The sequence below is a fragment of the Pseudomonas sp. GD04019 genome (assembly GCF_029837695.1).
Lineage (GTDB): Bacteria > Pseudomonadota > Gammaproteobacteria > Pseudomonadales > Pseudomonadaceae > Aquipseudomonas.
The window spans coordinates 18,520-44,581 of record NZ_JAOEEA010000015.1 but is presented as its reverse complement, the minus strand read 5'-3'; the positions used below and the strand labels follow the sequence as shown (position 1 = coordinate 44,581).

The following is a 26,062-nucleotide window of genomic DNA, read 5'->3' as shown; positions in this document are numbered from 1 at the left end:
TCAGGAGTTGGTCATGAAAAAGCTGCTTGCCGCTCTCGCCCTCATTGCCGTGGTTTCCCCAGTGTGGGCCGCCTCCCAAATCATCACCCTGTCGGTGCCGGGCATGACCTGCGCCGCTTGCCCAATCACGGTGAAGAAAGCGCTGACCAAGGTCGAGGGCGTGACCAAGGCCGAGGTGAGTTATGAGAAGCGCGAAGCCATCGTCACCTTCGACGATGCCAAGACCAGTGCGCAGGCGCTGACCAAGGCGACAGAGGACGCCGGCTACCCGTCCAGCGTCAAGCAATAGGCGGGCATTCCGATGGCAAATTCTTTCAATCTGTTCACACGGATCGGTGACAAAGCCGGTTCCGTCGGCGTGCTGGTTTCCGCCATAGGTTGCGCCTCGTGCTTTCCCGCCCTTGCCAGCCTGGGCGCCACGATCGGACTGGGCTTTTTGAGCCAATGGGAAGGCCTGTTCATCACCACGCTGTTGCCGTTGTTTGCCGGCGTGGCTCTGCTCGTCAATGCCCTCGGCTGGTTCAGTCACCGGCAGTGGCGACGCGCTGCGCCTGGCCTGATCGGCCCGGCCCTGGTGCTGGTAGCGGTGTTTTTGATGCTGGCTCACGGCTGGCGGAGCGGCTGGCTGCTCTATATCGGCCTGGCCGTCATGTTTGGGGTGTCCATCTGGGACTTCGTGTCGCCCGCGCACCGCCGTTGCTCCCCGGCGTCCTGTCCGACGCCGCCAAACCAGTGAACCTCACAAGAGACGATTCAATGAGTAACGTTATGACCGAACTGAAAATCATTGGCATGACCTGCGCATCCTGTGTCGTGCATGTGAAAGAGGCCTTGGAGAAGATTCCGGGCGTGCATCGGGCGGATGTTTCCTACGCCAGTGGGAGGGCCGAATTGAAGGTCGACGAGGCCGTAAGCCGTGAACAAATGCAGGCCGCCGTCGAGGCCCTGGGGTATCGAGCGGCGTTCGAAGACATCACGCTACCTACCCGTCCCGGCCTGCTCGATAAGGCACGGGGCTGGCTGAGCGGTGGCACTGACGCCGGGAAAGAGGGTGACAGGCTTCACGTGGCGGTTATCGGCAGTGGTGGCGCCGCCATGGCGGCCGCGCTCAAGGCGGTAGAAAGGGGGGCCCGCGTCACCCTGATCGAGCGCGGCATCATCGGCGGCACCTGCGTCAACGTCGGCTGCGTGCCCTCCAAGATCATGATTCGCGCCGCGCACGTGGCCCATCTGCGCCGCGAAAGTCCGTTTGATGGCGGACTGCCCGCCACGCCGCCGCTTGTCTTGCGCGAACGGTTGCTCGCCCAGCAACAGGGTCGTGTCGACGAACTGCGCCACGCCAAGTACGAAGGCATTCTGGAAAGCACCCCAGCCATCACCGTGCTGCGTGGCTCCGCCCGCTTCCAGGACAGCCACACGCTCAGTGTGGAACTGGTCGAGGGGGGCGAGCGCATCGTGACCTTCGACCGCTGCCTGATTGCCACCGGCGCCAGTGCGGCCGTGCCGCCGATTCCCGGACTGCAAGATACCCCCTTTTGGAACTCGGAAAAGGCGCTGGCAAGCAGCAGTATTCCGCAACGGCTCGCCGTGATCGGCTCATCCGTGGTGGCCTTGGAGCTGGCGCAAGCCTTTGCCCGGCTGGGTAGCCGCGTCACCATCCTGGCGCGCAACTCGCTGTTCTTCCGTGAAGATCCGGCCATCGGCGCAGCGCTGACGGCGGCCTTCCGCCTGGAGGGCATCGAAGTGCTGGAACAGACGCAAGCCAGCCAGGTGGCCCATGCCAACGGCGAGTTCGTGCTGACCACCAAGCACGGTGAAGTGCGGGTCGACCAACTGCTCGTCGCCACCGGACGCACGCCCAACACCCACGGCCTGAACCTGGAAGCGGCCGGCGTGCAGCTGGATGAACGCGGTGCCATCCAGATCGACCAGGGCATGCGCAGCAGCAAAGCGGATATTTATGCGGCCGGCGACTGCACCAACCAGCCGCAGTTCGTCTATGTCGCGGCGGCGGCCGGCAATCGCGCGGCGATCAACATGACCGGCGGCGAGGCAATGCTCAATCTCGACACCATGCCGGCCGTGGTGTTCACCGATCCGCAGGTGGCCACCGTCGGCTTCAGCGAAGCGGAAGCGCACCAAGCCGGCCTCGAAACCGACAGCCGCACCTTGACCCTGGACAACGTGCCGCGCGCTCTGGCGAACTTTGACACACGGGGGTTCATCAAGCTGGTCGCCGAAACGGGCTCGGGCCGACTGCTGGGCGTGCAGGCAGTGACCCCGGAAGCGGGCGAGCTGATTCAGACGGCCGCCCTCGCCATCCGCGCCCGGATGACGGTGCAGGAACTAGCCGACCAATTGTTCCCCTACCTGACCATGGTCGAGGGCCTGAAGCTCGCGGCGCAAACCTTCAGTAAGGACGTGAAGCAATTGTCCTGCTGCGCCGGGTAAAGAATGCGAGGTGCAAACATGAACATTAAGACTAATGAACTCGGCAGGGGTGACAGCCTGCGCCAGACATGGCAGGTGATCAGCTTCTGGGGGCTGCCTGCCGTTGTCGCGACGCTAACCATTCTTCTGGCAGATCGACACCCCACGCTATTCCTGGCCGCAAGCGCCGCGCTGGCGGTGATGGGTGGCGCCTGCCTGGTCAATGCCGCACGCTGCCGCCGACTTCACTGCTACCTCACGGCGCCGTACTTCCTGTTGCTCGCGCTCGGCGGGCTGCTGGCTTATGGCTTCGACCCGCATGGCGAGCAGTTCTCCAGACTGTGGCTATTGCTGGCACTGGGGGCGGCACCCTTGCTCATCTGGCTGCCCGAGCGCCTGGCCGGCCGAAAGTACCTTGGCGCTCCAGGGTGCGGAGAAGGCCGGGAGTGTCGGTGATGTAGGCCCTCTCAGCAGCCCTGATTGGCCGGGAACGCTTCGGTCTCCGTAATAGTGCTGCGAGCCAAGGACGTTATGCGAGGACTCCGTGTGCTTTTCGGTTTCGCCTGCTCTTCCGAACAACCGAACGACTCCAGCCGACAACAGATGTGCACGCTCATGAAGTTCATTCAAAGTTTTTTGGGGCCTCGCGGCCCCAGGGACACGACATTCGAGGCGGGCAGCTAGTTGGCCGCATGGGGGTGGGTCGGACTGAAAAGCCCTGATTTAGGCTGCGAAGGACGAAAAATTGTTAGCGTAACAATATCGTTAAATATCAATATGTTATGCACTACTAACTGTTAGCGTCATTCAGATACAACGATGGATGCGTGATTGCTCGCACTTCGGAGGCCAAGGCTCTGGGCATACCTATGGGGGCGCCGTTTCATGACGTCCGCAAGCTGATACGTGAACATGGTGTCGCTGTCCGGTCCAGCAACTACACGCTCTATGCCGACATCAGCAACCGCGTCATGCGAGTGATGGCTGACATGCTGCCCGGCATCGAGGTGTATTCCATCGACGAGGCCTGGGGAGACATGACGGGCGTCGAGGACCTGGAGGGACTTGCGTGGAGCATTCGCCAGCGCCTGGCGCGCGATATAGGCATGCCTGTGGGGGTAGGCATCGGCACTACCAAGACGTTGGCGAAGCTGGCCAATTGGGCCGCGAAAAAGTGGAGGGGTACCGGCGGTGTGCTCGATCTAACCGATCCGGTTCGCCAGGAAAAACTGCTGCGTCTCGCGCCGGTGAGTGAGGTGTGGGGCGTTGGCCACCGCTCCGCGGCGAAGCTGGCCGCGTTGAACATTTCTACTGCCTGGGATTTGGCGCAGTTCGATGTCGGTACGCTGCGAAAGACTTTTGGCGTGACCATGGAGCGTACGGCGCGTGAGCTGCGTGGCGTCAGTTGCATCGGTTTCCACCAGGGGCCTCCACCCAAGCAAGCCATCTGCTCGAGCAAGATGTTTGGAACCCGCCAAACGGAGCTGCCGCCAATCCGTGAGGCGCTAACCTCGTATGTCACTCGTGCAGCGGAGAAGCTGCGAAAGCAGCAGTCGCTGTGCAGCACTATCCAGGTTGGCCTGCAGACCCAGCTGGCGGACCTCAAATGTCCTCGTTATGCCAATGCCATCACCCTGGCGCTGCCGGCGCCCACTGACGATACCCGTGAGATTCTCGCGCTGGCCCAGCGTGGCTTGGGCCAGATCTATCGCCCAGGATTTCCGTTCTCGAAGTGCTCCATCCTGCTGATGGATCTGAGTCAGCGCGGAGAGGTGACTGCAGATCTATTCACACCGACCCCGCGCCCAGGTGCCGAAAAACTGATGACAGTGATCGACAGCATCAACGAGCGGGAAGGGCGGGGCGCTGTGCGTTTTGGCCGAGTGCCGAAGAAACCGAAGTGGGCCATGCGACGCGACATGCTGAGTCAGCGTTATACGACCTGCTGGGATGAGCTGATTGGGGTGCGGGGATGAATCCACTCTTCAGCCGAGGTGCTGGCGATCATGACCTGGTTGGGTGAGACTGACTGCATCCGGCTTTCTGGGGAATTGAAATGACAATGCCTGATGAGCGCTCACGCGCGGTGGTACAGACCCGAGATTTCCTCGTCAACTTGTCTCGAGATAGCGGCGTGCCCGAGAAGGTACGGAACGATGCCAAGTTTCTGTTGCGCCACTTCCCTTCGCGAGATGACGTGATCTTGGCCGGGAGGATAGAGGAGCAATCGGAGACCTTGCCATTGGGCGCTATGGGGCCAGTCTTCAGCTCCACATTCAAAGAGTTCGTTCCGGCTTCTGTCAGCCAGAAATGATAAAGGCGGCCTTAGGGGCCGCCTCGAACCAAGTTTCATCACCGGTACAACGCCCGGGAGAGGAAGCTCTTGGGCTGCGCGCATAGGATAGCTGGCAGGGGATCGCGAAACCAGATTATTTCGCTGGATGCTTCGGGGCGGAGCCGTCCCACGTGTTCACAAGCTCATCTATCCGTTCGGGAATCTGCGGCGACTTACTGAGCACAAGGCAGCGGGTGGAGCCGATATATTCTTCGATGAGGTAGAGGCTGTCCCCGACGTCGACACCCAACTCCTGAAGTACCTCATCGGGAATGCGGATAGCACCGTCGCCATCCCAGTCCTCAATCACCACCTGCATCGACTTCATCTGCACATGCCTACTCAAGTGACAAACTGCCTTTCAGGCTCGTAATTTCTCGTTGGATCTTTTTCAGCAGCTCATCAGGCTTTAGTCCAGGTGTTTGCCTTTGATAAGCCAGAACCAGAAGCGTCAAAGGGTGAATGCCGACAACGTCGGCAATCTGTTCAACCTTTTCGATGGATGGCTTCCACTTACCGCGCTCGATCGCGCTGATGTAGCTCTGACTGGGGCCCAACCCTTCCTGAGGTAGTTCCCTCGAATTTCGTAGATTCTTGATCACCAGACCAAGGGCTTCGTTGAGTTCCATTTTGCTGTCTCGCAAAAGGAACGATGAAGCCTTTTTAGCGTCTCTGGGGCTATGCTATATATAGCTTAAAAGAGGATGTGCTGATGTTTATCACGTACAGGCGCGCTGAAATCGCGTATCCGCCGCTGCTTGGGGAGGACACCCAAATGTGGCGATTCGTCGAGTTCGAGGAGCATCGCCCTTGGTTCTACGTGATGGTGAACCGACGCCAGAAGGCAGCAGCGTGGAGAACGATGCTTCTAATACCATCAGAGGATGAGCTTGAGGACATGCTGAAAAGGCGCACAGCTGGGACGCTGATCGAAGCGATCCAGGTTGTGCTGCCTGCACGCCTGAATGGATCCGCTGATTGGACGATGGAGAGGCTGACAGAGCTGGTAAGGGTCTATGACCAGGACGAGCGAGTCTTGGGTTACGACTTCACGACAGCTTCAGGCAATACGTATTCTCAGAGAGAATGCCGGCATGCGTTGGACGCGGCGAAGCATCAGGTTTACAGCTCTTCAATGGGTTCGGCCTGAGGTGCGAATGGCCATCGCCGAGAGATTTGGCTCTCAATAGGTACTGCGCGGGAGGCTTGCTTCAAGACGTTAGCGGTAAATCCGTATGAAACCACTCCACGAGTTGATCCTGGAAGCTAGTCAGCGCTTTCCAGAAGGCCAAGTGCTTACCCCAGAACTATTTCTGAATTTAGGAAGCCGTGCCGCAGTATCGCGATGTCTGTCCCGCTTGGTACACCGTGGACGCCTGATGAGGGTGTCGCGCGGATTGTATGTGGTACCAGTAGCCACAAAATACGGCCCACATGGCTTCCTTCCTCCAAGACCCTACAAGGTCATCCAATCGCTAGCTGCTGTCACGAACGAGGTCATTGTTCGGCACGGGGGTTATGTAGCGAATGCGCTAGGTCTGACGACTCAGATGCCTTTGCGCGAAATTTTCCTAACCAACGGCCAAGCTCGCACGCTTCGGTTTGGTGCGTATCGGGTTGAAATCAGATGCGCACCGGCGTGGCTAATGTCGCTTGGAGCGACGCTGGCTGGGGATGCAATTCGAGCGCTGCAATGGATGGGCGAGCCCAGTGCAACGAAGGCTGTGGCAAGGCTTCACACCTTGTTGCCTGAGAGCGAATGGCAGGCTCTGGAGTCAGCACAAGGATCTATGCCTGGCTGGATGGCTGATGCAATCTGTGCTCAGTCGAAGCGTGCTTGATCCGTTGAGCCGCATCCCTATGTGACTACTTCGCTGACTTTCTTGGCTGCGTGAGGCCGCGGTTGAGCACTCCCAGCCATAAGCGGACTACGCAAAATCTGCGTCCAGAAATGGGATTCTATAATCGCTCTATAATTGACTATAAAGACCTATAAAGCTCGTCCTAGAGCGCCTAGTTGCCTTTGTCGCTTCTGGATTCAGATTGATTGCCTGAGATATTGCTCCCCGCCTGGGGCAACCTAGCATCGGGACGAACGACGGTCATTTGCGAGGCGAGCTTTCCAAAGGACCAGGTCAAAAGTGGCCGTTCGCGATTAACTGAGAACGTGCTACTGGCGATCTTCAATCCTCGATTGGTGCGGATTTCGATGGGAGGCTGAAGCTTGCCAGCAGGCTTATAGCCACCAGAACAGTCATTGCCGCCAGCAAGGCTTGTGGCCCTAGCTTATCCACTGCGATTGCGGCCACAACCGGGCCAGTGGCTTGAGCGATCAGCATGGGGCGGGCCAGTAGCCCCATTCGCGCTCCGTATCCTTCTTTGCCGAAAAGCACCAAGGGCAGCGTGCCGCGAGCGATGGTTAGAATACCGTTGCCAGCTCCATACAGCGCCATCGCTACAAAGGCCAGCCATGGCGCACCAGGCATCAACATGACGATGCCAACACCACTCAGCAGAATGGCTCCTCGTGCCGGCCAAGTCGGATGTAGGTTGCGGCCTATGGAAAACTCCGCGAGGCGGCCCACTACCTGTGCCGGCCCGATCACCATGCCAATGGCGAGCGCGGTGACAGAGGCGATTCCTAGCAGTTTCAGCACATCAAGCAGGTGAACAGAAACGGCAGAAACCACTAGCGATTGAAGCGTCAGGAGTAGCGCCAGCAATAGAAAGAGCTGTCGGTACTTTGGTGATGGTGGTGGAGTATTTGCCGACTGAGCATGGCTGCTCTGCGCAGCTGTTGAAGCTTCTTTGGGTACCACCACGAGGTAGATTGGCAGCCCGATAAATAGATGAGCTCCTGCTAGCACGAAGCAGCTGTATCGCCAGCCAAGCTCGTGTTCCAGGCCCGCAATCAGAGGCCAGCCCAGCGTGCTGGCGAACCCCCCAAGCAAGGTCAGGCCGGTCATCGAGGTACGTGCACCGTCGCCGAGTAAGCGACCAAGGGTGGAAAACGCCGCGTCGTACAGACCTGCCGCCATCGCCGCACCGATGCATGTCCAGGCTAGGTAGTAGACGAGCAGGTTGCCGGCCGCTCCCATCAGAAGCAGCCCCAACGCCATCAACAGCGAGCTGCTGGCTAGGACGGGCCGCCCCCCGTGGCGATCAATCTGGCGGCCTGCCAGTGGCGAGCAGATACCCGCTACCAGCAGCCCCCAGGACAGGCCGGCGACGACGCTGGTCAGTGACCATCCCATGGTCTTGGAGATTGGTGTCGCCAGTACGGCCGGCAAGTAGTACGTCGTGCTCCAGGCCAGGATCTGGGCGATACCTAAAGCCCAGACGAATTTGACTCGATTAATCGTTGGCTGGCGGCTTTCAGGTTGGGTCACGTAAAGGGCTCTAGTTGTTATGACTGCAATGCGGTACTGCTCAGGCAGGGGCAGCCTACAAGTAACGAAGCAGGTGCTTCAGATTGTGCTCGATGTCTGGGCCGACTCCGCGCAGCGTGGCCGAGGCGAAGTTGCGTTGTTTCGGCAGACCCACGAAATACAGGCCGGGAACACGAGTAGCGACGCCATGCCGTTGTAGTACGTTGCCTCGATCGTCCATCACCGACAGGCCTTCGAGGAAGGGCAGATTGGGACGGAAGCCCGTTGCGAATATCAGACTATCAATGCGCTCTACTTGCCCATCAGCCCAAACGACGCCGGAGGGCGTCACCTGGTGGAACATAGGGCGCTGGCTGTAGCGACCGGCCTTCAATGCCCGTCGATAAGTTCCATCGTCCAGCACCGGCGTGCTCTGGTCGCTGAGCCAGCGGGTTTTACCCAAGCCAGTCCACTTCAGCCAATCATGGAAGTCGGCACCGAGTATGCGTTGGGGCATAAAGCGGATGGCCTCGCGCGTGGCCAGGGTGACTTGCGCCACTTGTGCCAGCTCGTGAGCAATCTGCACCGCTGAGTTGGCCGCGCCAATAACCACGATGCGTTGCCCTTCGAATCCGGCAGAGTTGCGATATTGCGCACTATGCAGGCGCGTGCCGCCGAAGCTGTCGAGCCCCGGGATATCTGGCGTGTACGGTCGGCTGAAGGCTCCCGAGGCCACTATCAGCGCCTTGGCGAGAAATTGCTGGCCATTGGCCGAGTCGACGCGAAACACAGTTTCTTCGCGATGCACCGCGGCCACCCGCGTGCTGGGGTGGATCGGCAGCTGGAAGCGCTCGGTATACTGCTCGAGATAGCTCACCACTTCGTGTCGCGACGGGTAGTGCTTCGCTGGTCCAGGGAATGCCATGCCAGGTAGCGATGAGTAAGCCGCCGGTGAGAACAGCTTCAGGCTATCGTAGTAGTTGTGCCAGTTCCCGCCCGGACGCTGCTGTTCATCCAGGATGAGGAAATCCAGTCCCTGTTGGCGCAGATGCCAGCCTGCCGCCAAGCCGGCTTGCCCGCCGCCAATGACGATGACATCGATAATCCGGCTATTTGCGTTCATTTATGCGCACCTATGCACGTATTTAAGGAAATGAAAACTCAGGGCTGGCTGCCCAGGCAGCAGAAGGGAGCGATGGCCTTGGTGTGCTGCAGGATGTCTTCCAGCCTCTTGATGATGGCCGGCCCATCGACCTCGTAGAACACCTGGCGGCCTAACTTGGCCGAGCGAACGATGCCGGCCTCAAGCAGCACCTGGAGGTGACGAGAAACCACGGAGCGTTCTTGCGGTAGCTCCGCTGCGATCTCGGTTACGTCAGCGCGGCCTAGCTGCATGACGCGCTTCAACACCGCCACTCGCGGCGGCTCGCAGAGAGCCTTGAAGAACGCGCTGTCGAGCGAGTCGATGGCCGCTTCGATGGCCTGAGTTCGGAGAGTTGTGCTGCTGTTCATGCGGAACAATATATGTGCATGCTTATGCACATGTAAAGCCTAGGGTCGAACTCTCTTGTGGTCGCTTTACAGGTCATATGGAAATCCATATATTCGATTAAGCGAATATGTTGTGGTGTTCTCGATGAGCAACAAAAGCAGTGTGCTGTTCGTGTGTGTGGCCAATACCGCCCGGTCTCAACTGGCCGAGGCCCTGCTGCGCCATACCGACTCCGAGCATTTCGAAGCTTTCAGCGCAGGCACAGAGCCTGGCGGGGTCGACCACCGAACGATTGAGGCGCTGGAGCATCTAGGTGTGGCTGCCCAAGGTTTGCGGAGCAAGTCCATCGATGAGTTCGAGGGGCAGCGTTTCGACTATGTCATCACCCTGTGCGACAAGTCGGCGCTGGAATGTCACGCGCTCCCCGGTGCTGGCGAGGTTCTCGCGTGGAACTTTGAAGACCCGGTTACGAGCAGCAAGCCGGAAGCATTCCGCCACACCCTTCATAAGATTCATGAGCGCATCAAGATGTTCGTCCTGGTGAAAACCAAACGCTGAGGTCGCTATGGCTAAATCCCTAACCCCCATCACCGTTTTCAAATGCCTGGCTGACGAGACGCGTTTGCGCGCCATGATGCTGATCGTGGAAGAGGGTGAGCTTTGCGTGTGCGAGCTGACCTGTGCGCTCGATGAGAGCCAGCCAAAGATTTCTCGCCATCTAGCCCAGCTGCGCACCTGTGACCTGCTTGAAGATCGTCGCCAAGGCCAATGGGTGTACTACCGCCTGCACCCCGAGCTGCCGGAGTGGGTCATGCAGATCCTCCAGGCTACGCACGCGGCGAACCGCACCTTGTTCGGTGAAGACCCTCAGCGTCTACAGCAGATGGGTGATCGCCCGGAGCGGGCAGCAACCTGCTGCTGACACCGATTGAACGTCCCCAGACGGGGGCTAGTACCTGATTTAGTAGGAGTAACCATGCAAGACGACCTGTTGCCTAACCTGGATGTCGACCTGGCTCACTTGCCGACACTGGATAAGCTCGGCGTCGAGTCGGCTTCATCCCATCCGCCGCGCATCCTGCTGTTGTACGGATCTACCCGCGAGCGTTCTTTCAGCCGCCTGCTGACCGAAGAAGCAGCACGCTTGCTGCAACGCTTCGGTGCCGAGACGCGCATCTTCGATCCGAGTGGCCTGCCGCTGCCGGATGATGCTCCGGAAAGCCATCCCAAGGTGCGGGAGTTGCGCGAGCTGATGCAATGGTCGGAAGGCCAGGTGTGGTGCTCCCCTGAGCGTCACGGCTCGATGACCGCCGTGTTCAAGGCGCAGATCGATTGGGTGCCGCTGGCCATTGGCGCGGTTCGCCCGACCCAGGGCAAGACCCTGGCGGTGATGCAGGTATGCGGTGGCTCGCAGTCATTCAACGTGGTCAACCAGCTGCGTGTGCTCGGCCGCTGGATGCGCATGTTCACCATCCCTAATCAGTCCTCTGTGCCCAAGGCTTATTTGGAGTTCGACGCGGACGGCCGAATGAAGCAGTCCTCGTTCTATGACCGTGTGGTGGATGTGATGGAGGAGCTGGTCAAGTTCACGCTGCTGCTGCGCGACCGCTCCGACTACTTGGTTGACCGCTACTCCGAGCGCAAGGAGTCGGCCGAAGAGCTATCCAGGCGCGTCAACCAGCGCGCCATCTGATCAACCCGTTCGACGCAATCTGACCCACACCTTTACGCGAGACCGCACCATGACGATCAAAGTTGGTATCAACGGATTCGGCCGCATCGGCCGCCTGGCCCTGCGCGCTGCTTGGAACTGGCCCGAGCTGGAGTTCGTGCAGATCAACGACCCGGCCGGCGATGCCGCCACCCACGCTCATTTGCTGAACTTCGACTCGGTGCATGGTCGCTGGCAGCATGAGGCGGGCAGCGATGGTGAGAGCGTGGTGATCGACGGCAAGCGCATTCGCGTCAGCGCCAACAAGGCCATCGCCGATACCGATTGGAGCGGCTGCGACCTGGTGATTGAGGCCAGCGGCAAGATGAAGACCGTCGCCGTGCTCCAGGCCTATCTGGATCAAGGCGTGAAGCGCGTGGTGGTCTGCGCACCGGTCAAGGAGCAGGGCGCGCTGAACGTGGTGATGGGGGTCAACCAGCACCTGTTCGACCCGGCGCAGCACCGCATCGTCACTGCCGCGTCCTGTACCACCAACTGCCTGGCGCCGGTGGTCAAGGTGATCCACGAGAACCTGGGCATCCGCCACGGCTCGATCACCACCATCCACGACCTGACAAACACCCAGAGCATCCTCGACACCCCGCACAAGGATCTGCGCCGTGCGCGCGCCTCCGGCATGAGCCTGATCCCGACCACCACCGGTTCGGCCACAGCCATCGCCGAGATCTTCCCCGAGCTGCGCGGCAAGCTGAATGGTCACGCCGTGCGCGTGCCGCTGGCCAACGCCTCGTTGACCGACTGCGTGTTCGAGGTGGAGCGCGCGACCACCGCCGAGGAGGTCAACGCTCTGCTCAAGGCGGCCGCCGAAGGCCCGCTGAAGAACATCCTGGGCTACGAAGAGCGACCATTGGTGTCCATCGACTACCGTACCGATCCGCGCTCCTCGATCATCGACGCACTGTCGACTCTGGTGGTGGCGGGCACCCAGGTGAAGATCTACGCCTGGTACGACAACGAGTGGGGGTACGCCAACCGAGCGGCGGAGCTGGCTCGACTGGTTGGCGCGGCGGAGTAAGCAGCGATCATGAAGGCGTTGTCAGCCCTTTCAGCTGAAGTGCGTCAGTACCTATTGGTTACCGGCAACTACTGGGCTTTCACTCTCACCGACGGCGCGTTGCGTATGTTGGTGGTGTTGCACTTTCACACCCTGGGCTACACGCCACTGCAAATCGCTGCGCTGTTCCTGTTCTACGAGATCTTCGGCGTCATCACCAACCTGGTGGGTGGCTACCTCGGTGCTCGCCTAGGTCTGAACCGCACCATGAACATCGGTCTGGGCATGCAGGTGCTGGCTTTGCTGATGCTGACAGTGCCGGCCGCGTGGCTGACCGTGCCCTGGGTGATGGGAGCCCAGGCGCTGTCCGGCATCGCCAAGGATCTCAACAAGATGTCCGCCAAGAGTTCGATCAAGCTCTTGGTGCCGGACAATCAGCAGGGCACGCTGTACAAGTGGGTGGCCATCCTTACCGGCTCGAAGAACGCGCTCAAGGGCGTCGGTTTCTTCCTCGGTGGAGCGCTACTGGCCTTACTCGGTTTCACTGGATCGGTGTTGGCCATGGCGTCGGTGCTTGCCTTGATCTGGCTGGGCAGCCTGGTGCTGCTGAAGAAGGATCTGGGCAAGGCCAAGGCCAAACCAAAGTTCCGCGACATGCTGTCCAAGAGCCGGGCGATCAACATCCTCTCGGCCGCGCGGCTGTTCCTCTTCGGCGCTCGCGACGTATGGTTCGTTGTGGCGCTGCCGGTGTACCTGAGTACCGTATTCGGTTGGGACTTCTGGCTGGTGGGTGGATTCCTCGCCGCCTGGATCATCGGCTACGGCATCGTGCAGTCCTTCGCCCCTAGCATCACCGGCAAGAAGAGCGGACACGTGCCGGATGGCCGCGTTGCCTTCTCCTGGGCTCTGGCCCTGGCCGGGCTGCCGGCGCTGATCGCACTGGGGCTGAGCACCGGCTGGTCGGCACAGGTGGTATTGCTGGGCGGGCTGATGCTGTTCGGGGTGTTGTTCGCGGTGAACTCGTCGCTGCACAGCTACCTGATCGTTAGCTACGCCAAGGAGGACGGGGTGTCCCTGGACGTGGGCTTCTACTACATGTCCAACGCTCTGGGTCGCCTGATTGGCACGCTGCTCTCGGGCTGGGTATTCCAGCAGTACGGGCTGGGGGCCTGCCTGTGGGTGTCCAGTGGCTTCGTGCTGCTGGCGGCGCTAATCTCCGTCGGGCTGCCTCGGCACCAGATGCCCTCCTGATGAGGCGGGCGTCTTGGCTTGTCTGATGCTTCGATGCAATGGTCCATCGGGTAGCGATCGCGAGTGAAGTTATGACCCAGATAGCCTGGGAAACTCCATGTGAAAGCCAGTGATGCCATCGGCCGAGGTGCACCAGATCCGTCCTCCGTGGGCCTCGACTATTGATCGGGTAATCGCCAGCCCAAGACCCGCATTGCTTGGGCTGCCTTCCCGCCGGGCGGGATCAATTCGATAAAAGCGATCAAAGAGCTTCGCCAGGTGTTCTGGCTTGATCGTTTCGCCGGGGTTCTCGACAGTCAGGGTGACAGAGCTCTCGGTCTGGTGGACGGCTACCGAAATGGCCCGTCCAGCGGAGGTATAGCGCAGAGCATTAGACAGTAGATTGGAGATAGCCCGATCAAGCATCAGCCTGTCGCCAAGAACACGGCCCCCGCCGGAAGCTTTGAGGAAGATGCCATGATCATCAGCTACTAGGTGGTAGTAATCAAACAGCTTGGCCACAACGTCCGCTAGATTGATCGGGGCTCGTTCAGGGGTGATCAGTCCATTATCTGATTTTGCTAGGAAGAGCATGTCATCAATCATCCTGGACATGCGCTTCAAGTCCTCCAGATTGGAAAACAGGTTGTCCTCGTAGGCATCGGTATCACGTTTTTTGCTCAGGACAACCTCAGTGTGAGTCATCAGATTGCTCACCGGAGTACGCAGCTCGTGAGCAATGTCCGCTGAGAAATTGGAAAGCCGGACGAACGCATCCTCCAACCGAGCCAGCATGGCATTGAAAGCCTGAACGAGTTGCTGCAGCTCCAACGGCACAGGCTCTAGGGGGATTCGTTCCTGTAGCGATCGTGCGGACATCGAGGTGGCGAGACTCGTGACTTGTCGCAAGGGCCTGAGCCCGCTTCGAGCAACTACCCAACCCAGTGCGGCGCTGATCAGGGCGCTGATGGTCAATCCAATCCAGAACCATCGCTGTAGCGTGTCGAAGAAATGTGCGTGATTGGTGACGTCGAGAATGAGTACTGCCGTGAGTGGTTGAGGCTGATTGGGTACCGTGATCTTGGCGGTCACTCCGCGGTACATCTGCTCGCCGTTTTGCCAATCCCACATCCCTGTACTCTCAGTTCGCTTTAAGTCGTCGGGGATCTCCAACGCCTTGGTATCGGAAAAGAGCACAGTGCCATCGCTGGCAAGTATGGTTGCCGCCAGTTCCTGATGAGCGCCGAGCAAGGCCCGCAACTGAGGTAGTTCTTCGGTAAGGTTCGATCCGTTGCGGGCGTTGTTGAGGAGATGCCTGGTCGATTCGAGTTTTTCTTCTAAGGCCTGCCTATCCAACATTTTGAAGTGGTGCTGGCTAAGCATGTTGAAGCTCAAGCCTGCCGCTGTCAGAACAGCGATCACTGCGGACATGAACATCAGGCTCATACGTGCGGTTAACGAAAGATGGCGCATGCTTACTCCGGAGCATCCATCATGTAGCCCATTCCACGGGCGGTATGGATCAGCTTGAGATCGAAATCGTCATCGATCTTTGCGCGCAACCGGCGCACTGCAACCTCAATGACGTTGGTGTCGCTATCGAAGTTCATGTCCCAGACCTGGGAAGCAATCAGCGACTTTGGAAGAACCTCACCGCGCCGTCGCAGCAGCAATTCAAGTAATGAAAACTCCTTCGCCGTCAGGTCGATTCGCTTTCCTCCGCGGACAGCGCGTCGCTTCATCAGATCGACTTCCAGGTCTGCAATCCTCATGGTGGCCTGCGTAGGGGAGCCATTGCCTCTGCGCAGCAATGTCCGAACCCTGGCCAGAAGTTCTGAAAACGCGAATGGCTTGATCAGGTAGTCGTCTGCACCCAGCTCGAGACCTTTAACCCGATCTTCCACACCATCGCGTGCGGTCAAGAACAAGACCGGAACATCCTTTCCTGCCGCTCGCACCATGCGCAGCACTTCCCATCCATCCAGCCCCGGCATCATCACGTCAAGGATCAGGAGGTCATAGGCTTCGCTCAGCGCGTGCTGAAGCGCATCGGTACCTGTCATGACCCGGTTGACATTGAACCCTGCCTCGGTGAGCCCTTGCTGCAGATACGCACCGGTTTTGGGTTCATCTTCAGCTACCAGAAGTTTCATGCGAGCAGATTCCTGAAGTCGTGTGGGGCTGAGTTTGGAGGCAAACAGGGCCGCCAACCAGAAGCTTACGAAAATGTAATTCTGGCTTCAGGTCCCTGACAGGGTGGCTGGTCTAGGGTGCAAACATGAGCACTGGGTTGTGCTCTCGGCCCTCATTAGACAAGACCAAGAGGTGCCGGCCACAGCTTTCACTGATGGAGACTGCCCTATGAAATCGCTGAAACCTTTGCTCCTGGTTGGTTCGCTGCTGCTGTCTTCTATGGCTTGGGCCGAGGGGGGCAGCGATCGAGTCTTCGAGCGCATACAACAAATGAGCGACAAAGCCGAAGCCGTGCTGATCCAGGCGGAGCAGGCCCCTGTCGGTGAGCGGCATGTGCACTTGAAGGAGCACATGAAAATGCTCGAAGACATCATGAGTAAGCTGCACAACGAACACCCAGCTCCAGGCATTTCTGCCGAAGAGCATCTGGCCTGGATGGAAACGCACGACAAGCTGGTAGACGGCGTGCTGGCTCAAATGATTCGTGAGCACAAGCTGATGATGGCCGACAAAGAGTGCCATAAGTGAGATTTCCCCATCTTCCAGGCCTTCCGTGATTGCTCCTTTGGCCTAGCGGCGCCACATCGGCGCCGTACTTTTTCCTGGTGACGCAATTGTAGTTTTGGGGTCAGCGGTCTGACAGGAAGCGGGGAATAGCATGAGATTTCCAACACCCCAAGCGAGGTCTCACCATGAAACGCATAACTCCAAATCTGCTGATCAGCGCGCTGTTCATCAGCACCGCTTTTCCGGCGTTAGCCGAGACCAGTGACGACGTTGGGCAACTGGCCCAGTCGACGCCGACTACACGTACCATCTTCGTGAAGATGGACGACATCAGCTACAGCCAAAAGACCATCGATGTGCAGCCAGGCGAAACCGTGCGTTTCGTTCTGAAGAACGAAGGCGCATTGATGCACGAGTTCAACATAGGCCAAGCGGCGACCCAACTGGAGCACCAGCTCGAGATGGCGGCCTTGTTCAAAGACGGCACGTTAACGCCGACAGGCATGGCCGAAAGCATTGTCTGGCACGAGCGTTATGGCACCGGTGAGGCAAACCCGCCTGGGTATCCGGAAGTCATCAAAGCCAAGCATGACGATCCAAACGCGATTCTCGTCGAGCCCGGCACAACCAAAGAGTTCGTGTGGACCTTCCCTAAGGCTGGGAGCTTGAGCTTTGCCTGCACACTGCCTGGACATTATCAGGCGGGAATGGTGGGTGAGTTTGCCCTACGTTAGATCAGCAGCGGTGCTACCCGTTAGCCGTGGGCTTGGGTAGCACCGATCTAACGAACCTTACTTAGATGTATTTTTCGCGCCAGCGTGCCGGCAGCTTCGCCTAACTAGCATCAGGGCGTTCCTCCCCCCACCAAAGAGGCTCACCATGAAACTCAGATCACTTCACCTAATGACGACCATTGGCTTTCTCCTCAGTGCTGCCAACGCTCTCGCAGGCCCTGGCCACAACAAAGACAGCATCGGTCAGCCGGGAGACAGCAAGGAGGTAGACCGCACCATCGAAGTACGGATGGGCGACATCTTCTTCGAGCCCAAGGCAATTGAAGTCAAGGCGGGCGAGACGGTGCGTTTCGTATTGCAGAACGAGGGAGCTCTGCTGCACGAATTCAATCTGGGCAAAGCAGCGTCCCATGCCGCGCATCAGAAGGAGATGGCCGCGATGTTTCAGAACGGCACGCTGTCCCCGACGGCTGCGCATGACATGACCAAGATGGACCATGCCATGGGAGGCATGAAGATGGCCGGTATGAAGCACGACGACCCCAACAGTGTTCTAGTAGGACCTGGTGCACGCGAGGAGCTGGTTTGGACCTTCTCCGAGACCACTGATCTGGAGTTCGCTTGCAATGTCCCTGGGCACTATCAGTCAGGAATGGTCGGTAAGGTGACCGTACGCTGAACTCTATTGATAAGCGTCAACTCAGGTGAAAACTCAGCGGCCTATGCTGATCCAACAGCCATTGAATCGAGGCTACTGTCTTGGAGCACACCCATCATTCCAGCGCGGCGGAACCACCTTTCTGGAAGCGCAAGATCGGCATCGCGTTGATCATGCTGGCCGTCATCGGCGTCTTCTATGTGGCGCGAGAGCATTACGGCCATCTTTCACAGGCTCTGCCGTACCTAATCCTGCTGCTGTGCCCGCTGATGCACCTGTTTGGCCACAATCATGGCGGTCAATCGCGTTCCAGCAGCGCCGTTTCCAAGGACGAAAATAGGACATAGATCGCATGCACAACCCCTCCAGCCTTCAAGACCAGGATCATTCCCATCACTCCCATGGACACCCAGGGAGTCTGCGCGACCCGGTGTGTGGCATGGAAGTCAAACCTGACAGCCCTTACCACAAGAGCATTGAAGGGAAGGCCTATCACTTCTGCAGTGCGAAGTGCCTGGAGAAATTCCAAGCAGAACCTCATCAGTACCTGGGGCATCAATCGCATGCTGGGCATCACCAGCCTGCCACTTCGCCGCAGCCTTCGGCGCCGGCAAGCCCGGGTACTGAATACACCTGCCCGATGCATCCTGAGATCCGCCAACCCACTCCTGGGAACTGTCCGATCTGCGGCATGACGCTAGAAACTGTCATCCCGGAGCTGGAGGAGGAAGAGAATCCGGAGCTGAAAGACTTCTCGCGGCGGTTCTGGTGGACCCTGCCGCTGACCATCATCGTGACCGTGCTGGCGATGGCTGGTCACTCCTTACAGCTATTCCATGGCACGACCCAGAATTGGGTCGAGCTTGTTCTGGCAACGCCCGTGACGCTATGGGGCGGCTGGGTATTCTTCACCCGCGGCATCGAATCCATTCGCCACCGTAGCCCCAACATGTGGACCCTGATTGGTTTGGGAACGGCAGCTGCCTATCTCTACAGTGTGTTCGCTACCTTGGTACCGCAATGGTTTCCGGCAGCCTTCGTTCAGGATGGCCGCATCGGCGTCTACTTCGAGGCTGCTGCGGTGATCATCTCGCTCACGCTCTTGGGCCAGATGCTCGAGCTCAAGGCCCGCTCGCAAACTTCTGCAGCCATCAAATCGCTGCTGGGGTTGGCCCCCAAGACAGCGCGGCGCATCAGGCCCGACGGCCAGGAGGAAGATATTCCTCTGACTCATGTCCATCAGGGCGACCATCTGCGTGTCCGGCCGGGTGAGAAAGTCCCCGTGGATGGCACGGTGCTGGAGGGGGAGAGCGCGGTCGACGAGTCGATGCTCACCGGAGAGCCGGTACCCGTCACCAAGCGGGCAGGGGACTCCCTGATAGGCGCCACCATGAACACCCATGGCAGCCTGGTGATGGAGGCGCAGAAAGTCGGCGCAGAAACCATGCTGTCGCAGATCGTTCAGATGGTGGCAAAAGCCCAACGCTCTAAGGCGCCCATGCAGCGAATGGCCGATGCCGTGGCGGGGTATTTCGTGGTCGGGGTGATCCTGATTGCGATCCTGACCTTCTTCGGCTGGGGGCTATTCGGGCCGGAATCAGGTTGGGTGTTCGGCCTGATCAATGCCGTGGCAGTGCTGATCATCGCCTGCCCCTGCGCGTTGGGGCTGGCGACGCCCATGTCGGTCATGGTCTCGACTGGCAAGGCCGCCAGCAGCGGTGTGCTGTTCCGCGATGCCAGCGCTATAGAGAACCTTTGCAAGATCGACACGCTCATCGTCGACAAAACCGGAACGCTGACTGAGGGTCGACCGGTCTTCCATAGTGCAGAGGGAACCGGATCGTTCGACTCGGACGAGGTGTTGCGCTTGGCCGCTAGCCTTGACCAGGGCAGCGAGCATCCGCTGGCTCACGCCATCGTCGATCATGCCCGTAGCACAGGACTCACCTTGGCCAAGCCAGACACATTCGAGTCAGGCTCAGGCATCGGTGTGAGAGGGCTGGTCGATGGTCATCAATTGCAGCTAGGAAACACAGCCCTAATGGATGAGGCTGGCGTCGACATTACCCCGCTACGCAATCGTGCCGAGCAGCTGCGCCTAGAGGGTATCAGCATCATCTATCTGGCAGTGGATGGCCGCCTGGCGGGGCTGCTAGCCGTATCCGATCCGATCAAGCCGACCTCCCAGCAGGCCGTCTCCAAACTGCAAAGCGAGGACGTGAAGGTCATCATGGCGACCGGTGACGGTCTGACGACAGCAAAGGCCGTTGCCAAGCAGTTGGGGATCGAGGAAGTCCATGGGGAGGTCAAGCCGCAAGACAAGGAGAAGCTGGTCGCCGATCTGCAGAGCTACGGTCGGCGTGTCGCCATGGCGGGTGACGGGATCAACGATGCGCCGGCTCTGGCCAGGTCCGATGTGGGTATCGCCATGGGTACAGGCACAGACGTGGCCATGAATAGCGCCCAGGTGACCTTGGTTAAGGGCGATCTGATGGGCATCCTGCGAGCACGCACGCTGTCGGTGGCCACGGTGAAGAACATGCGGCAGAACCTGGCCTTTGCATTCCTCTACAACGCGATGGGTATTCCGCTGGCGGCTGGGCTGCTGTACCCGCTGACGGGCCATCTGCTGTCGCCACTGATAGCCGCCCTGGCGATGAGCGTGAGTTCTGCGTCGGTAGTCTTCAATGCGCTGCGACTACGGCAAACACGGATCGATTAGTCTTGATCGCAAGAAGGGGCCGTATCGCGGCCCCTCTATGCTTTACGCGCCTTTTTGATCGCAACAGCACGGGTCTCTACCCGAGATCTCCATGATTCCAAGCGTTCAATATCCGCGAGCAACTCTTCAGGATCAGGTACCGCCACACCACCAGCCAGGGCCTTATCATGCGCATAGTTTGAACACTGGCTCATCCCAGCAAAAACCTCTCGATAGTCGTCATCCTCGACGACCACCTCGTCCAATCGCTGAGTCTCGACACCTTTGCGGAATCGCAGGATCACCTTGCGCAGCAAGACCTCCTCTACGGCCCGCTCCCAAGCCATGCGCAGATGAAAATACGCCTCCACAGTTTGTTTACGATGTTCGGGCTCATCACCTACTCGATATAGCTTGGCAATTTGTTGCTGATGGGCGCGGAGGGCGCCGATACGCCGGCTTGTATTTTTGCCCTCAAACGGTAAATCAGCTTCGGCAACGCCAAAGCCTTCAGGGCGCCGGTTCAGGCTTTGAGCCAGCATGGGGATGTCCCGCTTCTCGGCCTCGTCGACAAGCAGGTACAGGAAGTAGATGTCGTGGGTAAGAATGATGACCTGGCGTTTGGCCGCCTCGGCGACAAGTCGTTGAACAACACGCTCTCGCCGCCGGTGATCGAGGGAGGACACCGGGTCATCAAAGATAACAGCGCCTCGACTACCGGAAAGCTCCACCTCAGATAGAAAAGCTGCGATGGCAATTGCCCGCTGCTCACCTTCGCTAAGAATGTCACCCGGACTTCGGCTCTGCGTCGTTTCGAGCTTCAGCCTGTGGAGCGCTTTGCCTTTGTCGGCCCGACTTTTGAGGGCAAGTCGTAGCGTACCCACCCCCAGAGCTTTGAACTCGCGGTTAAGGGTATTTTCCAGCTCTTGAGAGACAACTTTTTCTGCAAGCTCTCCGGCCTTGGTAGAAATGCCTGTGGTCTTAAGATCTCCCAGGCAGGCCTTCAGCTTAGCTTGCAGGACCAACTGGTTGATTGCCGCCACGACGGCATCTCTAACTGCCTGCAGGCGCACTCTGGCATCCAGATCTGTAAATTGCTTCTGTAGTGCTTCGCGAGCCTTCTCATCGGATGCTTGCTCCAATGAGTCTGCGCTTCGATTCAACGCCTGAACCAGTATCTGCAGACGCTCTGCGGGGCTGGGTGGGATCTCGCCGATCTCACTCCATGCATTATCGATAACAGCCTGCTTCAAAGCTGCTTGCCTAGATTTCAAGACAGTTTCGAAAGCCGTCACCTCAGCAGCCAAGCCAGGCACCTGGGCCTCTATCTCACCCAGGGTGACTTCATCTGCCCCTAGTCCCAGATCGTGCTGTTCCAAAGCTCTGAAGTCGGCGTACAAGTCGCGGCGCCGCTGTTGGGCGTGAGTTTTTGCTTCGGCCAGTACGAACTGCTCGAAGCGATGCAACCTCTCAGCCCCCTCTCCAAGGGGCTGCTGGCAGAGCGGGCAGGGGGCCTCTGCGCTGAGATGGGGAAACACTTGCCCAGGATGGGACTCCACTGCGTACCGGCGGGCTGCTTCGAAAAGTTCCTGCCACACCTCGCCGCCAGTTCCTGGCAGAAGGGTTTCTTGTTCTACAAACTGTTTGGCGGCTATTTCAGCCGCGGATTTAGCTTTTTGATAGACCTCAGTTTTCTCCCGCAGGCCAGCCGCAACGACGCCATCCACCAGTTTGGTTTTGTCCGCAACGCTAGTTGCGATTGCCTCCACCCGTTTTGCCAACTGACGGTGCTGAGTTGCCTTCTCCTTCGGGTTCGCCTCGAGGAGGCTTTTGCCCCAGGCTTCGTGTTGAGCTAGCTCCTCTAGCGTGAGCGTTGCAAGTGCATCGATTTGCTCCACCTTCGTCTTAGCAGACAATGTGGCAATCAACTGCCCCACCGGCGTTGCGCCTTGAAGCGGCGCAAACAGCGTCAAATCGACTGCCGCCTGGGCTATTTCTGCGTCAATGATTGCTTTCAGCTGCCGGTAGAGTTTTGCGAGTCCCTCGAACACATCGAGGCCGTACGGGACGTATGAAAAGTCGTCTTCCGTATCAAGATATGCACGTGCGCAGCGTGTATCGAAGATGGCGAGTGATGACAGCACGGCAGGAGCGGTCAGCCCCTGCACCCACTGAACACCCTGTGCGGCTCCGTCAACAGAGATATCAAACCATGCTTCAGGCACCGCAGCCTTGTCAGCAGGTAGATTCGCATTGGGGTGGATGGGCTCAATCTGATCCCTCGCACGGCAGGCCCGTTTGAGGACCCGAGAGTAGCCCGATTTTCCCGATCCGTTATCGCCATAGATAACCGTCAACCCCGAACCACCGATAGGCAGCACCTGCCCTTCAGCAATGGCATTCACATGCCTGAAATCCCTAATTGCGTGAAGCAGGACAAGAGTGTCCGCCTTCACCGGCTCGGGTATTTGTCCGGCCTGAAGCGGGCTGGGTTCGCGCTTGTGTGCGTCTTCAATCCCATGCGTCGACTTCAGTAAGGCCAGTAGGTCGGCCTGATCCGCCGCCTCCAGCTCTGGTCTCGCGAGCAACCGGGCGAGTGCGTCACTTTGCCAAGGAGCTAGTGACTGCGACCAAGCATGAATTTCTTGAAGCAGTGACATCCTTTGCCCTCCCTGGATTTCTCCCAATCCGAGCTGATGCTGAGCATTTACTGCGTGCCCTTATTTCATAGCTCGCGCTTCGCTTACTTGCCAAAAATATTGCCCAGAGTCATTTGGCGGGGCATTGACCTTGCCAGGGTGTCAAGGTTGATTCTTAAGCACGGCAATCGTGCCGATCTAGAGAAGAGGTGATTTATGGTCGTTCTGAAGGTAACGGGAATGGGCTGCGGCAGCTGCGTCAGCAAGATCACCAGGTCTATTCAGCTCCTAGATTCGGAGGCGCGCGTGGTGGTTGATCGAGCCGCCGGCACAGTTTCTGTAAACACCCAAGAAAGCGCAGCAACGGTATGTGAAACGGTACGTGAGCTGGGTTTTGGGGCTGAGATTGGCGAATGGGCCGCCTGAATCGATGTCTCGTTCTTCGAAGACCGTTGCCGGGCAACGGTCTTCACATGCCTACCTAGTGTCGAACCAGCAGTCCGTCACTGACCCACTGCTTCAACCATATCGCCGCTTGGAGGGGCGCTTGCTCGCCATGCGATGTAAGTAGCGACTCGCAGAGCTCGGCGAATGACTCGCCACCAGCAAACAGCCCCAGCGCCTTCGCCTCATCTGGCTCCAGGCTTCGATACCGACATACCAAATCATGGCGCCATACGAGGCAACTCTGATCCACTGGCATGCGAGTACTTGGGGGAAGAGGGCTTTCGGCTTTGGCGGCCTTCCATATCTCCAGCGTGTTGTACTGCAGATGCAGCCAGTTGACCGATGGTACCAAGGCCGCCCTGAGCGAGACCCACTCCTCGGCCGTGAGGCTACTCATGCAGTCCGCTGACAGCACGGCGGCATTGCATGCATCGAACGCTAGGGTGAAGGCCCACTCCAGCTTCGCGAGTTCGCGCATCGGTGATAGTTGAGGTTCTGCGACATAACTGCCAATGAACTCAGGCAGATTCTCGCCCAGCCAGCGAATGCTGAAATGTTGCGGCGGCCAGGCGGCGATATAGGCCAGTGCAAGTTGCTCGAACGACTCTGGGCCTAGCCACTGCTGCAGAGCCGGGAAGTCCTCACGCAGGACCGCAAGCAGGCGCGCACGGTAGGCGTTGTGGTAAACCCGCAGGCCGTCAGCTGCGTTGAGTGCCGGACTGCCTAGGACCTGCTCCAGTAGCTCGGCAGAGGGGAGGGCGTGCTCATCTGCCAGGTAGGCTTCCAGTGCATCCTGCAGGGTACTCAGCCGCATGACGTGGCCCCTTTTAGGACGCCACGTGCGAGCGTACGTGCATGCTCTAGCTCGCCCAGGATTTCCGCGAGGGGAGGGAAATGGTCGTCACGCTCGATCAGCGTGGAGATCGGCCCGAGGTAGGACCGGGCTTTGCTGTAGAGCGACCAGACCGGATCGGCGATGGGCTGATCATGGGTATCGATGAGGTACTGTCCATAGTCGCTGTGTCCCGCCAGGTGAATTTGGCGAATCCGGTCGTGCGGCAACTCCATGATGAACTGCCATGGATCGAACGCCTGGTTTCGCGAGCTGACGTAGACGTTGTTTATATCGAGCAGCAACTCGCAGCCTGTCGACTGGCTCAGCTCCGCAAGGAACTGTGACTCGCTCATGCAGGAGGTTTTCCACTGCACGTACGCGGAGACATTTTCCAGCACCAAGGGGCGCTCCAGGACATCCTGCACCTGTCGCACCCGTGCGGCGACATGCTGCAGGCTCTCCTGGGTAAAAGGCATGGGCAGCAGATCATGTAGTTGATGGGCGCTGCCGCGGCTCCAGCACAGGTGATCGGAAATCCAATGTGGCTGGACCCGATCGGCCAGCTTCTTGAGCTGCCGCAGGTAGTCGATGTCCAGGGCGTGAGAGCCGCCGATCGACAGGGACACTCCATGCATCACCAGGGGATACTGCTCTTTGATCGCGTCGAGAAAGTAGAGGGCTTTGCCGCCTTCCACCATGTAGTTCTCGGAAATGATCTCGAACCAATCGACTGCGGGTTGCTGCTCCAGGATCTGCTGGTAGTACTCGCTACGCAGGCCAACACCGAAACCCAGCGTATTGCCCATTCTCATTCAGGACTCCAGCAGGGGAGTGGCAGGCACTCCCCGGGTAGCATCATTCGCCGGTCTTGCCGCCGACTTCATCGCACTTGGCCTGAGTCATCAGCTTGAAGCCCTGGCCTTTGCACTCACCTTGGCCTTTGCAGGCGTTCTTGGCGGTCATGCAGTCGTTTTGACCCTTGCAACCGTTGACGCCGAAACACTTCACTTCCGCGGTTTTGGCATCTGGCGCCGCTTGTGCCGGCAGGGTGGTAAAGAGGCTGGCCGCAACCAGGGCCAGGGCGGCGCCGGTAGCGGCGTTGGATTTTGTCGACATAGTGGCTATCTCTCTAGGTGGTATCGGTTCAGGCCGTGCATGTGCACGGCCATGGAAGCTTAGGCATCGCTGCCGAGCATGCCTCTCCACGAAACTCGCAAGGCATCGGAAAAGTCACCGAGATGACACTACCTAGCTGGCGGGAGGGCCGACAAGCAAGAAATAGCTACCTGACAGAACTGTAATGTTCGGCTCAGGTTTCTGACAGGGCGCCTTGGCTAAGGTGACATTGAGCCAAATGCTCAGCCTCTGTTTTCAAGAGGCTTACCCAAACCAACGAGGAACCCAAGATGAAATCGATCAAATTGCTTTTCGTAGTGACCGCTCTCAGTGTCTCCAGCCTGGCCATGGCCGAAGGCGGCGCTGATCGCACTTTTGCTCGTATGGAGCAGGCCCGCCAAGTGTCGATGGAAGCCTACCAGGTGGCTCAGCAAGAGAAAGCCGAGACCCCGGTCGAGCAGAGCAAGCAGGCCAAACACGCCAACTGCTGACTCAACCTGACAGAAATGTAATCACCCGGATGCTTGAGATATGGCAGTTTCATACTGCTCGCTGTCGCAGTGATTTGCACACTAGCGACAGTGAGCAAGTATTCAGGGGAATTCCACTGAAACTGAAGTCGCCGACAAACTCGATGCCGGTTTTGATATT

31 protein-coding genes are annotated in these 26,062 nt (G+C 58.8%); 20 read left to right on the top strand and 11 right to left on the bottom strand.

Features of this window, described 5'->3' with window-relative positions; all coding sequences use genetic code 11:
- Positions 1–13 precede the first annotated feature (13 nt).
- From merP to N7607_RS23095, 6 genes are all read left to right on the top strand, one after another.
- A complete protein-coding gene (gene merP / locus N7607_RS20670; RefSeq protein ID WP_008567180.1) occupies positions 14–289 on the top strand; it encodes a mercury resistance system periplasmic binding protein MerP in 276 nt (91 codons plus the stop codon).
- 12 nt (positions 290–301) lie between these two features.
- On the top strand, positions 302–736 hold the full coding sequence (gene merC, locus N7607_RS20665) for an organomercurial transporter MerC (protein WP_008567179.1): 435 nt from the start codon (positions 302–304) through the stop codon (positions 734–736).
- A 32-nt stretch (positions 737–768) separates the two neighbouring features.
- A complete protein-coding gene (gene merA, locus N7607_RS20660; RefSeq protein WP_008567178.1) occupies positions 769–2,451 on the top strand; it encodes a mercury(II) reductase in 1,683 nt (560 codons plus the stop codon).
- Positions 2,452–2,469: 18 nt separating this feature from the next.
- The gene (locus tag N7607_RS20655; protein ID WP_008567175.1) at positions 2,470–2,886 is read left to right on the top strand and encodes a hypothetical protein; all 417 of its coding nucleotides are present in this window, start codon (positions 2,470–2,472) and stop codon (positions 2,884–2,886) included.
- A 371-nt stretch (positions 2,887–3,257) separates the two neighbouring features.
- Entirely contained in the window at positions 3,258–4,406 is a 1,149-nt protein-coding gene (locus tag N7607_RS20650) for a Y-family DNA polymerase (protein WP_279869032.1), read from the top strand.
- 80 nt (positions 4,407–4,486) lie between these two features.
- On the top strand, positions 4,487–4,744 hold the full coding sequence (locus N7607_RS23095) for a BPSL0761 family protein (protein ID WP_262410568.1): 258 nt from the start codon (positions 4,487–4,489) through the stop codon (positions 4,742–4,744).
- A 115-nt stretch (positions 4,745–4,859) separates the two neighbouring features.
- Here the strand turns inward: N7607_RS23095 and N7607_RS20645 are convergent, their stop codons facing one another.
- Positions 4,860–5,093: an AbrB/MazE/SpoVT family DNA-binding domain-containing protein gene (locus tag N7607_RS20645; RefSeq protein WP_187805763.1), complete on the bottom strand. Its 234-nt coding sequence runs from the start codon at positions 5,091–5,093 to the stop codon at positions 4,860–4,862.
- A gap of 10 nt (positions 5,094–5,103) precedes the next feature.
- Positions 5,104–5,394, bottom strand: a complete 291-nt coding sequence (locus N7607_RS20640) for a helix-turn-helix transcriptional regulator (RefSeq protein WP_187805764.1) — start codon at positions 5,392–5,394, stop codon at positions 5,104–5,106.
- An 83-nt stretch (positions 5,395–5,477) separates the two neighbouring features.
- Here N7607_RS20640 and N7607_RS20635 point away from each other — a divergent pair, with 83 nt between their 5' ends.
- Together N7607_RS20635 and N7607_RS20630 are read left to right on the top strand one after the other, a co-directional pair.
- Positions 5,478–5,915: a hypothetical protein gene (locus N7607_RS20635; protein ID WP_187805765.1), complete on the top strand. Its 438-nt coding sequence runs from the start codon at positions 5,478–5,480 to the stop codon at positions 5,913–5,915.
- An 85-nt stretch (positions 5,916–6,000) separates the two neighbouring features.
- Positions 6,001–6,606, top strand: coding sequence for a DUF6088 family protein (locus N7607_RS20630; protein ID WP_223123190.1), 606 nt, complete (start codon positions 6,001–6,003; stop codon positions 6,604–6,606).
- Between the two features lie 342 nt (positions 6,607–6,948).
- On the opposite strand, the gene N7607_RS20625 is transcribed toward N7607_RS20630, so the two are convergent.
- Genes N7607_RS20625 through N7607_RS20615 form a run of 3 tightly spaced genes read right to left on the bottom strand, consistent with a single transcriptional unit; the run spans position 6,949 to position 9,645 of the window.
- Positions 6,949–8,154 carry an MFS transporter gene (locus N7607_RS20625; protein WP_279869037.1) on the bottom strand — a complete coding sequence of 402 codons (1,206 nt, stop codon included), beginning with the start codon at positions 8,152–8,154 and terminating at the stop codon, positions 6,949–6,951.
- Positions 8,155–8,209: 55 nt separating this feature from the next.
- Entirely contained in the window at positions 8,210–9,256 is a 1,047-nt protein-coding gene (locus N7607_RS20620; RefSeq protein WP_187805767.1) for an NAD(P)/FAD-dependent oxidoreductase, read from the bottom strand.
- Between the two features lie 38 nt (positions 9,257–9,294).
- Positions 9,295–9,645, bottom strand: a complete 351-nt coding sequence (locus N7607_RS20615) for a metalloregulator ArsR/SmtB family transcription factor (RefSeq protein WP_187805768.1) — start codon at positions 9,643–9,645, stop codon at positions 9,295–9,297.
- A gap of 124 nt (positions 9,646–9,769) precedes the next feature.
- Between N7607_RS20615 and N7607_RS20610 the strand changes: the two genes are divergently transcribed.
- Genes N7607_RS20610 through arsJ form a run of 5 tightly spaced genes read left to right on the top strand, consistent with a single transcriptional unit; the run spans position 9,770 to position 13,602 of the window.
- A complete protein-coding gene (locus tag N7607_RS20610) occupies positions 9,770–10,183 on the top strand; it encodes an arsenate reductase ArsC (RefSeq protein WP_187805769.1) in 414 nt (137 codons plus the stop codon).
- 7 nt (positions 10,184–10,190) lie between these two features.
- Positions 10,191–10,547, top strand: a complete 357-nt coding sequence (locus N7607_RS20605) for a metalloregulator ArsR/SmtB family transcription factor (protein WP_187805770.1) — start codon at positions 10,191–10,193, stop codon at positions 10,545–10,547.
- Positions 10,548–10,601: 54 nt separating this feature from the next.
- Positions 10,602–11,318 (top strand): arsenical resistance protein ArsH, encoded by a 717-nt coding sequence (gene arsH / locus N7607_RS20600; RefSeq protein WP_187805771.1) that lies wholly within the window; start codon positions 10,602–10,604, stop codon positions 11,316–11,318.
- A gap of 49 nt (positions 11,319–11,367) precedes the next feature.
- On the top strand, positions 11,368–12,372 hold the full coding sequence (locus tag N7607_RS20595) for an ArsJ-associated glyceraldehyde-3-phosphate dehydrogenase (protein ID WP_187805772.1): 1,005 nt from the start codon (positions 11,368–11,370) through the stop codon (positions 12,370–12,372).
- A gap of 9 nt (positions 12,373–12,381) precedes the next feature.
- On the top strand, positions 12,382–13,602 hold the full coding sequence (arsJ, locus tag N7607_RS20590) for an organoarsenical effux MFS transporter ArsJ (RefSeq protein WP_187805773.1): 1,221 nt from the start codon (positions 12,382–12,384) through the stop codon (positions 13,600–13,602).
- Positions 13,603–13,671: 69 nt separating this feature from the next.
- Here arsJ and N7607_RS20585 read toward each other — a convergent pair whose 3' ends face one another.
- Complete coding sequence (locus N7607_RS20585; RefSeq protein ID WP_187805774.1) at positions 13,672–15,054, bottom strand: heavy metal sensor histidine kinase; 1,383 nt, start codon at positions 15,052–15,054, stop codon at positions 13,672–13,674.
- 2 nt (positions 15,055–15,056) lie between these two features.
- The gene (locus N7607_RS20580; protein WP_279869042.1) at positions 15,057–15,734 is read right to left on the bottom strand and encodes a heavy metal response regulator transcription factor; all 678 of its coding nucleotides are present in this window, start codon (positions 15,732–15,734) and stop codon (positions 15,057–15,059) included.
- 208 nt (positions 15,735–15,942) lie between these two features.
- Here N7607_RS20580 and N7607_RS20575 point away from each other — a divergent pair, with 208 nt between their 5' ends.
- From N7607_RS20575 to N7607_RS20555, 5 genes are all read left to right on the top strand, one after another.
- Entirely contained in the window at positions 15,943–16,302 is a 360-nt protein-coding gene (locus N7607_RS20575; protein ID WP_137973134.1) for a co-regulatory protein PtrA N-terminal domain-containing protein, read from the top strand.
- 164 nt (positions 16,303–16,466) lie between these two features.
- Positions 16,467–17,015 (top strand): plastocyanin/azurin family copper-binding protein, encoded by a 549-nt coding sequence (locus N7607_RS20570; RefSeq protein ID WP_187805775.1) that lies wholly within the window; start codon positions 16,467–16,469, stop codon positions 17,013–17,015.
- Between the two features lie 145 nt (positions 17,016–17,160).
- A complete protein-coding gene (locus N7607_RS20565) occupies positions 17,161–17,694 on the top strand; it encodes a plastocyanin/azurin family copper-binding protein (protein WP_187805776.1) in 534 nt (177 codons plus the stop codon).
- A gap of 80 nt (positions 17,695–17,774) precedes the next feature.
- Positions 17,775–18,020 carry a DUF2933 domain-containing protein gene (locus tag N7607_RS20560; RefSeq protein WP_187805777.1) on the top strand — a complete coding sequence of 82 codons (246 nt, stop codon included), beginning with the start codon at positions 17,775–17,777 and terminating at the stop codon, positions 18,018–18,020.
- A 5-nt stretch (positions 18,021–18,025) separates the two neighbouring features.
- On the top strand, positions 18,026–20,395 hold the full coding sequence (locus N7607_RS20555; protein ID WP_279869045.1) for a heavy metal translocating P-type ATPase: 2,370 nt from the start codon (positions 18,026–18,028) through the stop codon (positions 20,393–20,395).
- Between the two features lie 35 nt (positions 20,396–20,430).
- Here the strand turns inward: N7607_RS20555 and N7607_RS20550 are convergent, their stop codons facing one another.
- On the bottom strand, positions 20,431–23,034 hold the full coding sequence (locus N7607_RS20550; protein ID WP_279869047.1) for an AAA family ATPase: 2,604 nt from the start codon (positions 23,032–23,034) through the stop codon (positions 20,431–20,433).
- A gap of 195 nt (positions 23,035–23,229) precedes the next feature.
- On the opposite strand from N7607_RS20550, the gene N7607_RS20545 reads away from it, so the two are divergent.
- Positions 23,230–23,439 (top strand): heavy metal-associated domain-containing protein, encoded by a 210-nt coding sequence (locus N7607_RS20545; RefSeq protein WP_187805780.1) that lies wholly within the window; start codon positions 23,230–23,232, stop codon positions 23,437–23,439.
- Positions 23,440–23,494: 55 nt separating this feature from the next.
- Here N7607_RS20545 and N7607_RS20540 read toward each other — a convergent pair whose 3' ends face one another.
- The 3 genes from N7607_RS20540 to N7607_RS20530 are packed head-to-tail and all read right to left on the bottom strand — an operon-like array spanning position 23,495 to position 25,411.
- Positions 23,495–24,274: a DNA-binding domain-containing protein gene (locus N7607_RS20540; RefSeq protein WP_279869048.1), complete on the bottom strand. Its 780-nt coding sequence runs from the start codon at positions 24,272–24,274 to the stop codon at positions 23,495–23,497.
- Complete coding sequence (locus N7607_RS20535; RefSeq protein ID WP_279869049.1) at positions 24,265–25,101, bottom strand: DUF692 domain-containing protein; 837 nt, start codon at positions 25,099–25,101, stop codon at positions 24,265–24,267. The genes N7607_RS20540 and N7607_RS20535 overlap by 10 nt, the downstream gene beginning before the upstream one ends.
- Before the next feature lie 49 nt (positions 25,102–25,150).
- Entirely contained in the window at positions 25,151–25,411 is a 261-nt protein-coding gene (locus N7607_RS20530) for a hypothetical protein (RefSeq protein ID WP_187805783.1), read from the bottom strand.
- A gap of 290 nt (positions 25,412–25,701) precedes the next feature.
- Between N7607_RS20530 and N7607_RS20525 the strand changes: the two genes are divergently transcribed.
- Positions 25,702–25,902 (top strand): co-regulatory protein PtrA N-terminal domain-containing protein, encoded by a 201-nt coding sequence (locus N7607_RS20525; RefSeq protein ID WP_137973124.1) that lies wholly within the window; start codon positions 25,702–25,704, stop codon positions 25,900–25,902.
- Positions 25,903–26,062: the final 160 nt, after the last annotated feature.

Excerpts from the sequence above, each read along its gene's own strand:
- arsH (WP_187805771.1), top strand. The coding sequence starts at position 10,602 with ATGCAAGACGACCTGTTGCCTAACCTGGATGTCGACCTGGCTCACTTG.
- N7607_RS20615 (WP_187805768.1), bottom strand. The coding sequence starts at position 9,645 with ATGAACAGCAGCACAACTCTCCGAACTCAGGCCATCGAAGCGGCCATC.
- N7607_RS20610 (WP_187805769.1), top strand. The coding sequence starts at position 9,770 with ATGAGCAACAAAAGCAGTGTGCTGTTCGTGTGTGTGGCCAATACCGCC.
- N7607_RS20630 (WP_223123190.1), top strand. The coding sequence starts at position 6,001 with ATGAAACCACTCCACGAGTTGATCCTGGAAGCTAGTCAGCGCTTTCCA.
- N7607_RS20655 (WP_008567175.1), top strand. The coding sequence starts at position 2,470 with ATGAACATTAAGACTAATGAACTCGGCAGGGGTGACAGCCTGCGCCAG.
- N7607_RS20555 (WP_279869045.1), top strand. The coding sequence starts at position 18,026 with ATGCACAACCCCTCCAGCCTTCAAGACCAGGATCATTCCCATCACTCC.
- arsJ (WP_187805773.1), top strand. The coding sequence starts at position 12,382 with ATGAAGGCGTTGTCAGCCCTTTCAGCTGAAGTGCGTCAGTACCTATTG.
- N7607_RS20540 (WP_279869048.1), bottom strand. The coding sequence starts at position 24,274 with ATGCGGCTGAGTACCCTGCAGGATGCACTGGAAGCCTACCTGGCAGAT.
- N7607_RS20570 (WP_187805775.1), top strand. The coding sequence starts at position 16,467 with ATGAAACGCATAACTCCAAATCTGCTGATCAGCGCGCTGTTCATCAGC.
- N7607_RS20645 (WP_187805763.1), bottom strand. The coding sequence starts at position 5,093 with ATGAAGTCGATGCAGGTGGTGATTGAGGACTGGGATGGCGACGGTGCT.
- N7607_RS20620 (WP_187805767.1), bottom strand. The coding sequence starts at position 9,256 with ATGAACGCAAATAGCCGGATTATCGATGTCATCGTCATTGGCGGCGGG.
- N7607_RS20545 (WP_187805780.1), top strand. The coding sequence starts at position 23,230 with ATGGTCGTTCTGAAGGTAACGGGAATGGGCTGCGGCAGCTGCGTCAGC.
- N7607_RS20565 (WP_187805776.1), top strand. The coding sequence starts at position 17,161 with ATGAAACTCAGATCACTTCACCTAATGACGACCATTGGCTTTCTCCTC.
- N7607_RS20640 (WP_187805764.1), bottom strand. The coding sequence starts at position 5,394 with ATGGAACTCAACGAAGCCCTTGGTCTGGTGATCAAGAATCTACGAAAT.
- N7607_RS20595 (WP_187805772.1), top strand. The coding sequence starts at position 11,368 with ATGACGATCAAAGTTGGTATCAACGGATTCGGCCGCATCGGCCGCCTG.
- N7607_RS20635 (WP_187805765.1), top strand. The coding sequence starts at position 5,478 with ATGTTTATCACGTACAGGCGCGCTGAAATCGCGTATCCGCCGCTGCTT.
- N7607_RS20525 (WP_137973124.1), top strand. The coding sequence starts at position 25,702 with ATGAAATCGATCAAATTGCTTTTCGTAGTGACCGCTCTCAGTGTCTCC.
- N7607_RS20575 (WP_137973134.1), top strand. The coding sequence starts at position 15,943 with ATGAAATCGCTGAAACCTTTGCTCCTGGTTGGTTCGCTGCTGCTGTCT.
- merC (WP_008567179.1), top strand. The coding sequence starts at position 302 with ATGGCAAATTCTTTCAATCTGTTCACACGGATCGGTGACAAAGCCGGT.
- N7607_RS23095 (WP_262410568.1), top strand. The coding sequence starts at position 4,487 with ATGACAATGCCTGATGAGCGCTCACGCGCGGTGGTACAGACCCGAGAT.
- N7607_RS20550 (WP_279869047.1), bottom strand. The coding sequence starts at position 23,034 with ATGTCACTGCTTCAAGAAATTCATGCTTGGTCGCAGTCACTAGCTCCT.
- N7607_RS20585 (WP_187805774.1), bottom strand. The coding sequence starts at position 15,054 with ATGCGCCATCTTTCGTTAACCGCACGTATGAGCCTGATGTTCATGTCC.
- merA (WP_008567178.1), top strand. The coding sequence starts at position 769 with ATGACCGAACTGAAAATCATTGGCATGACCTGCGCATCCTGTGTCGTG.
- N7607_RS20580 (WP_279869042.1), bottom strand. The coding sequence starts at position 15,734 with ATGAAACTTCTGGTAGCTGAAGATGAACCCAAAACCGGTGCGTATCTG.
- N7607_RS20535 (WP_279869049.1), bottom strand. The coding sequence starts at position 25,101 with ATGGGCAATACGCTGGGTTTCGGTGTTGGCCTGCGTAGCGAGTACTAC.
- N7607_RS20605 (WP_187805770.1), top strand. The coding sequence starts at position 10,191 with ATGGCTAAATCCCTAACCCCCATCACCGTTTTCAAATGCCTGGCTGAC.
- N7607_RS20530 (WP_187805783.1), bottom strand. The coding sequence starts at position 25,411 with ATGTCGACAAAATCCAACGCCGCTACCGGCGCCGCCCTGGCCCTGGTT.
- merP (WP_008567180.1), top strand. The coding sequence starts at position 14 with ATGAAAAAGCTGCTTGCCGCTCTCGCCCTCATTGCCGTGGTTTCCCCA.